This is a genomic window from Pseudomonas sp. NFACC16-2 (assembly GCF_900119205.1).
Taxonomy (GTDB): domain Bacteria; phylum Pseudomonadota; class Gammaproteobacteria; order Pseudomonadales; family Pseudomonadaceae; genus Aquipseudomonas; species Aquipseudomonas fluorescens_Q.
In genome coordinates this window covers 71,067-78,602 of record NZ_FPIX01000029.1, presented here as the reverse complement: position 1 = coordinate 78,602, position 7,536 = coordinate 71,067, and the positions used below count along the sequence as shown (strand labels likewise).

The window sequence follows — 7,536 nt, the reverse complement described above, 5'->3', positions numbered from 1 at the left end:
CTTCGAGGTCAAGTGGGATGAGCGATACCCTTTAATCAGCCAGTCGTGGCGCAAAAACTGGGCGAGAGTCATCCCTCTGTTCGATTATCCACCGGAGATCCGGAGGGTGATTTACACCACCAACGCCATCGAGTCGATCAACATGAGTCTGCGCAAGGTCACCAAAAGCAGGGCCTCATTCCCGACCGATGATGCGGTAATGAAGCTCTTTTATCTGGCGCTGAATAACATCAGCAAGAAGTGGACGATGCCAATCAGGGACTGGGCGGGGGCTCTAAACAGGTTCAGCATCCAGTTCGAAGACAGGCTTTTGCAGGATTAACAGCAACCCCGTTTACACAAAATTCAGTACACCCCCCGCTGGGCTGCGAAGCAGCCCCAAAACCTACTCTCGCGGTGGCCCTGGTTGATTGCATAGACCTTTTTTTGGGGGGGCGCTTCGCACCCCAGCGGGGATAAATCCCCTCACCACAGGGGTGGGTTATTCGCCTTCGTCGAAGTAGTTGTTGATGAGCGCCACCAGCGCATCCATCGCTTCCTGCGCCTGCTCTCCTTCAGTGTGCAGGTGGATCTTGGTGCCCTTGCCAGCGGCGAGCATCATCATCGCCATGATGCTTTTACCGTCGACCGCGGTCTCGGGTGTGCGACCCACCCTGATGGTGGTGTCCTTGAACTGGCCCGCGACGCCGACGAACTTGGCCGACGCTCGGGCATGCAAACCCAGCTTGTTGATGATTTCAATTTCCTGAGCAGGCATCGCGATGTGAATCCTTTAGCTGAGGTCGCGGTGGCGAACCTGGACGTTCTTCAGGGATTGTTGCAGGAGTTGACCCAGGCGTTCGGTCAGGTAGACGGAGCGGTGATGACCGCCAGTACAACCGATGGCGATCGTGACATAGGCGCGGTTGCTCGCGGCAAAGCGGGGCAGCCATTTGAGCAGGTAGCTGGAGATGTCCTGGTACATTTCTTCGACATCCGGCTGGGCGGCCAGGTAGTCGATCACCGGTTGATCGAGCCCGGACTGAGCGCGCAATTCCGGTTTCCAATAAGGATTGGGCAGGCAGCGCACATCGAACACCAGATCGGCGTCTACGGGCATGCCACGCTTGAAACCAAACGACTCCACCAGGAACGCCGTGCCCGGCTCGGGTTGGTTGAGCAGGCGCAGCTTGATCGTGTCGCGCAGCTGATACAGGTTCAGGTGCGTGGTGTTGACCTTCAGGTCTGCCAAGTCGGCGATCGGCCCCAGTAGCTGGCTTTCATCCTCGATGGCTTCGGCCAGCGAACGGTTGGCGTTGCTCAGTGGGTGGCGTCGGCGGGTTTCGGAAAAACGCTTGAGCAGTGTCTCTTCATCGGCATCCAGGTACAGCACGTCGCATTGGATATGCCGGCTGCGCACTTCCTCAAGCAATTCAGGAAAGCGCGACAAGTGGCTTGGCAGGTTACGCGCATCGATCGACACCGCCACCAGCGGCTGTGCCAGCTCGGTGTGGATCAGGGCGCGCTCGGCCAGTTCCGGCAGCAGGCCGGCGGGCAGGTTGTCGATGCAATAGTAGCCGCTGTCCTCAAGCACGTTGAGGGCCGTGCTTTTACCGGAGCCGGAGCGACCACTGACAATGATCATGCGCATTTTTAATGACCGTTCTGCTCGTCCAGGACAACCTGGTACAAGGCTTCGTTGCTCGGTGCGCTGCGCAGTTTTTCACGCACTTCCTTGCGATCCAGCATGCTGGCAATCTGGCGCAGCAGCTCGAGGTGCGCATCGGTCGCCGCTTCCGGTACCAGCAATACAAACAGCAGGTCGACCGGGGCGCCGTCGATGGCGTCGAAATCTATAGCAATTTCAAGGTGCAACAGCGCGCTGATCGGCGCGGCACAACCCTTGAGACGGCAATGGGGAATGGCGATGCCGTTGCCAAAACCGGTGGAACCGAGTTTTTCACGGGCAACCAAGGCCTCGAAGACGTCCTGCATTTCCAGATCCGGTACCTCGCGGTGGATCAGGTTGGCAATGTGTTCGAGGGCTTTCTTTTTACTGCCGCCCGGCGCGTTCACCTGGGAACGGCCGGGGGTCAGGATGGTTTCTAGTCGGATCATGGATTGGGGGGGTTAACGACCGGTCGCGCCCTGGAGGAGGCTCTGGGTCTTTTCCTTATGCTTTTTGAGTTGGCGATCCAGCTTGTCGGTCAGCAGGTCAATCGCGGCATACATGTCTGTGTGCTCTGCGTTGGCAACCACTTCTCCGCCGGGGATATGCAGCGTGGCTTCGATTTTCTGCAGCAGCTTCTCGACGTTCATCGTGACTTGCACGTTGGTGATCTTGTCGAAATGCCTCTCCAATCGGTCGAGTTTTTCGCCGATGTAGGTGCGCAGGGGTTCGGTCACTTCCAGTTGGTGTCCACTGATGTTGACTTGCATACAGCTTCTCCTTCGTTGCCAGTGCATAAAGCGGCAGGCAGAAATGCCTGCCACTGGAACGCTGTGGCGTGGCCTGTTACATCAACCGCTTGCGTTCGCTCGAAGGCGCGATCCCGAGGGATTCGCGGTATTTGGCGACGGTACGGCGGGCCACCTGAATGCCTTGTGCCTCCAGTAAACCAGCGATCTTGCTGTCACTCAACGGCTTTTTCTGATTTTCCGCGGCCACCAGTTTTTTGATGATCGCGCGGATGGCCGTGGACGAGCATTCGCCGCCTTCGGAGGTGCTGACGTGGCTGGAGAAAAAGTATTTCAATTCATAGATACCCCGAGGGGTATGCATGAATTTCTGGGTGGTTACCCGGGAAATCGTCGACTCGTGCATGCCCACTGCCTCGGCAATGTCATGCAAGACCAACGGTTTCATCGCTTCATCGCCGTACTCAAGGAAGCCGCGCTGATGCTCGACGATCTGGGTGGCAACTTTCATCAGGGTCTCGTTGCGGCTTTGCAGGCTCTTGATGAACCAGCGCGCTTCCTGCAACTGGTTGCGCATGAAGGTGTTGTCGGCACTGGTGTCGGCACGCTTCACAAAGCCGGCGTACTGGGCGTTGACCCGCAGCTTGGGCACCGACTCCTGGTTGAGCTCCACCAGCCAGCGATCATTGTGCTTGCGCACGATCACGTCGGGGACTACATATTCGGGTTCGGTGGATTCGATCTGCGAGCCGGGGCGCGGGTTGAGGCTCTGCACCAGTTCGATGACCTGGCGCAGCTCATCTTCCTTGAGCTTCATGCGACGCATCAGTTGGCTGTAGTCACGGCCGCCCAACAGGTCGATGTAATCGGTGACCAGCCGCTTGGCTTCGGCCAGCCACGGTGTCTTGGCGGACAACTGGCGCAGTTGCAGCAACAGGCACTCGCCCAGGTTGCGGGCGCCGATGCCGGCCGGTTCGAACTGCTGGATGCGATGCAGGACGGCTTCGATCTCGTCCAGCTCGATGTCGAGCTCGGGGTCGAAGGCTTCGAGGATTTCTTCGAGGGTCTCGTCCAGGTAGCCCTGGTTGTTGATGCAGTCGATCAGGGTCACGGCGATCAGGCGATCGGTGTCGGACATCGGCGCCAGGTTCAACTGCCACAGCAGGTGGCTTTGCAGGCTTTCGCCCGCAGAGGTGCGGGTGGTGAAATCCCACTCGTCGTCATCGCTGCTTGGCAGGCTGCTGGCGCTGGTCTGGTAGACGTCTTCCCAGGCCGTGTCCACGGGCAGTTCGTTGGGGATGCGTTCGTTCCATTCACCGTCCTCGAGGTTGTCCACCGTCGGGGCGGTTTCCTGGTAGGTCGGTTCCGGGATTTCGGTGTTGGTCTTCTGCTCGACGTTGTCGGCCAGCGGATCGGTGTTGTCGAAGTCGTCGCCTTCTTCCTGGCGTTCGAGCATCGGATTGGACTCCAGGGCCTCCTGGATTTCCTGTTGCAGGTCCAGGGTCGACAATTGGAGCAGGCGGATGGCCTGTTGCAGCTGCGGTGTCATCGTCAGCTGCTGGCCCATTCTCAAGACTAGCGATGGTTTCATGGCAGGGGCTTAACACCTTATTAGCCGGCGCACATGCGCCATCCACTACAGGGCGCCGAGGCGCCAAACTTAAGCAAATTATATGCCTGAAACTGAAGTGTTTGCCTAGAGCGTCGCTACAATAAAATTAAACGACGCTCGGACAATTCGCCAGACACTTGTGATTACAGGCGGAACTCGTGGCCCAGATACACTTCCTTGACCAGGTCATTGGCCAGGATGGCTGCGGAGTCGCCTTCGGCGATCAGTTGGCCGTCGTTGACAATGTAGGCGGTTTCACAGATGTCCAGCGTCTCGCGCACGTTGTGGTCAGTGATCAGTACGCCAATCCCCTTGGCCTTGAGGTGATGGATGATCTGCTTGATGTCACCTACCGAGATCGGATCCACGCCAGCGAACGGTTCGTCGAGCAGGATGAACTTCGGTGCGGTGGCCAGGGCGCGGGCGATTTCCACGCGACGCCGTTCGCCACCCGACAGGCTCATGCCCAGGTTGTCGCGAATGTGGTTGATGTGGAATTCCTGCAGCAGGCTTTCCAGTTCCTGGCGACGACCGGCCTTGTCGAGCTCCTTGCGGGTCTCGAGGATCGCCATGATGTTGTCGGCAACCGACAGTTTGCGGAAAATCGACGCTTCTTGCGGCAAATAGCCAATGCCGGCCTTCGCACGACCGTGCATCGGCTGGTGGCTGACATCCAGGTCGTCGATCAGCACGCGACCCTGATCGGCCTGGACCAGGCCGACGATCATGTAGAAGCAGGTGGTCTTGCCTGCGCCGTTGGGGCCGAGCAGGCCGACGATCTGGCCGCTGTCGATGGACAGGCTGACATCACGCACGACTTGACGGCTCTTGTAGCTCTTGGCCAGGTGCTGAGCTTTCAGAGTTGCCATTACTGGGCCTTCTGCTCGTCGGTTTTCTTTTTCGGTTGAATCACCATGTCGATCCGCGGACGCGACTCGGTCACCTTGCTGCCGGTGGCGCGACCGGCGCTGGCGAGCTTCTTGTTGGTGTCGTAGACGATTTTCTCGCCTTGGGTCACGTTGTTGTCCTTGTCGACGACCTTGGCGCGGTCGATCAGGACGACGCGATCCTGGGAGGCGTGGTACTGGATGGTTACCCCGTAGCCCTGCACAGGCTTGGTATCGCCTGCGGTTTGCAACTGCTCGAAATAGGCCAGGTTGCCCACCGAGGTCACCACGTCGATGTCGCCGGACTGGGTGCGGGTGATGGTCACGGTATTGCCGGTGACCTTCATCGAGCCCTGGGTGATGATCACGTCGCCTTTATAGGTGGCGACGCCATTCTTGTCGTCGAGCTGGGCGTCGTCGGCCTGGATGCGGATAGGCTGGTTGCGGTCGTCGGGAAGAGCCCAGGCGCTCGCGCTTCCCAGTGCTGCGCCCAGACTGAGCAAAATAGGGAGGGTTTTAGCGAGCTTCATACTGTCCTCTTACGTTCGATAGCAGGTGTATCCTGCTTTCCTTCAAATACGCTTTCATTCCCGTGCCGGTCGATACACCCCCGGCGCCGTCGATTCTAACGGGTTGCTCGGTCTGCGCATATTCTTGCTGTGGGAACACGGTCATGCGCGTGCTGGTGATGATGGTCGTACGGTTTTTCTCGTCGGTTCGGGCGACGCGCACCGAGTCGATCAGTTCCACTTCGGTACCGCCGGAATTGACTTCGGCATGCTCGCTCTGCACATGCCACGGAAACTCGGTACCGCGGAACATGTTCAGGTCGGGCTTGGTGACCAGCGTAATGTCAGTGGCCTTTACGTGGTCGACCTTGTCGGACGTCATCTCGTACTGCACTTTGCCGTCGGGCAGGTACTGCAGGGTATGCGTGTTGGTCGCGTACCAGTCGATCTTTTCCTCGACCTGGGCTGCAGGCCGGTCGAGAAACCGTTCGGGGCTGATGTTCCAGTAGCCCACCGCGGCAAAAATCGCCGCGATACAGCCGAACACCACGATGGTGCGAATCTTCTTGCTTAGCATAAATGGCTCACAGGTACGCGGCGTTGGCCGCTTCGAGGCGGCCCTGGGCGCGCAGGATCAGTTCACAGAATTCGCGGGCCGCACCTTCGCCGCCTCGCGCCGTGGTGACGCCGTGGGCGTGCTCGCGGACGAAACTGGCCGCGTTGGCGACCGCCATGCCCAGGCCGACCCGGCGAATCACCGGCAGGTCTGGCAGGTCGTCACCGAGGTAGGCCACCTGTTCATAGCTTAGGTTGAGTTGACCCAGAAGTTCGTCCAGCACCACCAGTTTGTCTTCGCGCCCCTGGTAAAGGTGCGGGATGCCGAGGTTCTTCGCGCGCCGCTCGACCACCGGGGTCTTGCGGCCGCTGATGATAGCGGTCTGCACGCCGGCGGCCATCAACATCTTGATGCCTTGGCCGTCGAGGGTGTTGAACGTCTTGAACTCGCTGCCGTCTTCAAGGAAGTACAGGCGACCGTCGGTCAGTACTCCGTCCACATCGAAAACCGCCAGCTTGATGGCTTGGCCGCGTTGCAACAGGTCTGTGTTCATTTACATGACTCCCGCACGCAGCAAATCGTGCATGTTCAGGGCGCCCACCGGACGATCTTCGTCGTCGACGACCACCAGGGCGCTGATCTTGTGGTCTTCCATGATCTTCAGGGCCTCGGCGGCCAGCATCTCGGCGCGGGCGGTCTTGCCGTGGGGCGTCATGACTTGCTCGATGGTCGCACTGTGGATGTCGATGGTGCGGTCCAGGGTGCGGCGCAGGTCGCCGTCGGTGAAGATCCCGGCGAGCTTGCCGTCGGTCTCCAGGACCACCGTCATGCCCAACCCTTTGCGGGTCATTTCCATGAGCGCGTCCTTGAGCAGCGTGCCACGCAGCACTTGCGGCAACTCCTGGCCAGCGTGCATCACGTTTTCGACTTTCAGCAGCAGGCGACGGCCGAGGGCGCCACCGGGATGGGAAAAGGCGAAATCTTCCGCGGTGAAGCCCCTGGCTTCCAGCAGCGCCACGGCCAGGGCGTCGCCCATGACCAAGGCGGCGGTGGTGGAGGAGGTCGGTGCCAGGTTCAGCGGGCAGGCTTCGTGTTCGACATGAACATTGAGGTTCACTTCGGCGGCCTTGGCCAGCGGCGAGTCCGGGTTGCCGGTCATGCTGATCAACTGGATGCCCAGGCGCTTGATCAGCGGCAGCAGCGTTATGATCTCGTTGGTGGAGCCGGAATTGGACAGGGCCAGGATGACGTCGTCCCGGGTGATCATGCCCATGTCCCCGTGGCTGGCTTCGGCCGGATGGACAAAAAAGGCCGTGGTGCCGGTGCTGGCGAGGGTGGCGGCGATCTTGTTGCCGATGTGCCCGGACTTGCCCATGCCGACCACGACCACGCGGCCTTTGCAGGCCAGAATCATCTCGCAGGCGCGTACGAAATCAGCGTCGATATGGGGCAGCAAGCCTTGCACGGCTTCGAGCTCAAGGCGGATGGTACGTTGTGCCGATTGAATCAGGTCGCTGGATTGGCTCATGTCAGAAATCGTATAGCCCGATGAAAAGGCGGCGATTATAGCGGCAA

General features: G+C 59.6%; 11 protein-coding genes. 1 reads left to right on the top strand and 10 read right to left on the bottom strand.

Annotated features, from left to right (window positions below):
• On the top strand, positions 1 to 322 hold a 322-nt coding region (locus tag BT116_RS21315), incomplete at its 5' end, for a transposase (RefSeq protein ID WP_139209450.1).
• Between the two features lie 159 nt (positions 323 to 481).
• On the opposite strand, the gene BT116_RS21310 is transcribed toward BT116_RS21315, so the two are convergent.
• From BT116_RS21310 to BT116_RS21265, 10 genes are all read right to left on the bottom strand, one after another.
• Complete coding sequence (locus tag BT116_RS21310; RefSeq protein WP_072346991.1) at positions 482 to 757, bottom strand: HPr family phosphocarrier protein; 276 nt, start codon at positions 755 to 757, stop codon at positions 482 to 484.
• Positions 758 to 772: 15 nt separating this feature from the next.
• Positions 773 to 1,630 (bottom strand): RNase adapter RapZ, encoded by an 858-nt coding sequence (gene rapZ / locus BT116_RS21305; protein WP_003197845.1) that lies wholly within the window; start codon positions 1,628 to 1,630, stop codon positions 773 to 775.
• A 2-nt stretch (positions 1,631 to 1,632) separates the two neighbouring features.
• The gene (gene ptsN, locus BT116_RS21300) at positions 1,633 to 2,097 is read right to left on the bottom strand and encodes a PTS IIA-like nitrogen regulatory protein PtsN (RefSeq protein WP_072346989.1); all 465 of its coding nucleotides are present in this window, start codon (positions 2,095 to 2,097) and stop codon (positions 1,633 to 1,635) included.
• A gap of 12 nt (positions 2,098 to 2,109) precedes the next feature.
• On the bottom strand, positions 2,110 to 2,418 hold the full coding sequence (gene hpf, locus BT116_RS21295; protein ID WP_003178005.1) for a ribosome hibernation-promoting factor, HPF/YfiA family: 309 nt from the start codon (positions 2,416 to 2,418) through the stop codon (positions 2,110 to 2,112).
• Positions 2,419 to 2,494: 76 nt separating this feature from the next.
• A complete protein-coding gene (locus tag BT116_RS21290) occupies positions 2,495 to 3,988 on the bottom strand; it encodes an RNA polymerase factor sigma-54 (protein WP_063322914.1) in 1,494 nt (497 codons plus the stop codon).
• A gap of 164 nt (positions 3,989 to 4,152) precedes the next feature.
• Entirely contained in the window at positions 4,153 to 4,878 is a 726-nt protein-coding gene (lptB, locus tag BT116_RS21285) for an LPS export ABC transporter ATP-binding protein (protein ID WP_072346987.1), read from the bottom strand.
• Positions 4,878 to 5,426 carry a lipopolysaccharide transport periplasmic protein LptA gene (gene lptA, locus BT116_RS21280; protein WP_072346985.1) on the bottom strand — a complete coding sequence of 183 codons (549 nt, stop codon included), beginning with the start codon at positions 5,424 to 5,426 and terminating at the stop codon, positions 4,878 to 4,880. Before lptA ends, lptB begins: the two co-directional genes overlap by 1 nt.
• The gene (gene lptC / locus BT116_RS21275) at positions 5,413 to 5,982 is read right to left on the bottom strand and encodes an LPS export ABC transporter periplasmic protein LptC (protein WP_072346983.1); all 570 of its coding nucleotides are present in this window, start codon (positions 5,980 to 5,982) and stop codon (positions 5,413 to 5,415) included. Before lptC ends, lptA begins: the two co-directional genes overlap by 14 nt.
• A gap of 7 nt (positions 5,983 to 5,989) precedes the next feature.
• Positions 5,990 to 6,514, bottom strand: coding sequence for a KdsC family phosphatase (locus BT116_RS21270; protein WP_014336638.1), 525 nt, complete (start codon positions 6,512 to 6,514; stop codon positions 5,990 to 5,992).
• Entirely contained in the window at positions 6,515 to 7,489 is a 975-nt protein-coding gene (locus BT116_RS21265) for a KpsF/GutQ family sugar-phosphate isomerase (protein ID WP_072346981.1), read from the bottom strand.
• Positions 7,490 to 7,536 lie beyond the last annotated feature (47 nt).

Coding starts and splice junctions, on each gene's coding strand:
- hpf (WP_003178005.1), bottom strand. CDS start 2,418: ATGCAAGTCAACATCAGTGGACACCAACTGGAAGTGACCGAACCCCTG.
- BT116_RS21310 (WP_072346991.1), bottom strand. CDS start 757: ATGCCTGCTCAGGAAATTGAAATCATCAACAAGCTGGGTTTGCATGCC.
- BT116_RS21265 (WP_072346981.1), bottom strand. CDS start 7,489: ATGAGCCAATCCAGCGACCTGATTCAATCGGCACAACGTACCATCCGC.
- lptB (WP_072346987.1), bottom strand. CDS start 4,878: ATGGCAACTCTGAAAGCTCAGCACCTGGCCAAGAGCTACAAGAGCCGT.
- lptA (WP_072346985.1), bottom strand. CDS start 5,426: ATGAAGCTCGCTAAAACCCTCCCTATTTTGCTCAGTCTGGGCGCAGCA.
- lptC (WP_072346983.1), bottom strand. CDS start 5,982: ATGCTAAGCAAGAAGATTCGCACCATCGTGGTGTTCGGCTGTATCGCG.
- BT116_RS21290 (WP_063322914.1), bottom strand. CDS start 3,988: ATGAAACCATCGCTAGTCTTGAGAATGGGCCAGCAGCTGACGATGACA.
- BT116_RS21270 (WP_014336638.1), bottom strand. CDS start 6,514: ATGAACACAGACCTGTTGCAACGCGGCCAAGCCATCAAGCTGGCGGTT.
- ptsN (WP_072346989.1), bottom strand. CDS start 2,097: ATGATCCGACTAGAAACCATCCTGACCCCCGGCCGTTCCCAGGTGAAC.
- rapZ (WP_003197845.1), bottom strand. CDS start 1,630: ATGCGCATGATCATTGTCAGTGGTCGCTCCGGCTCCGGTAAAAGCACG.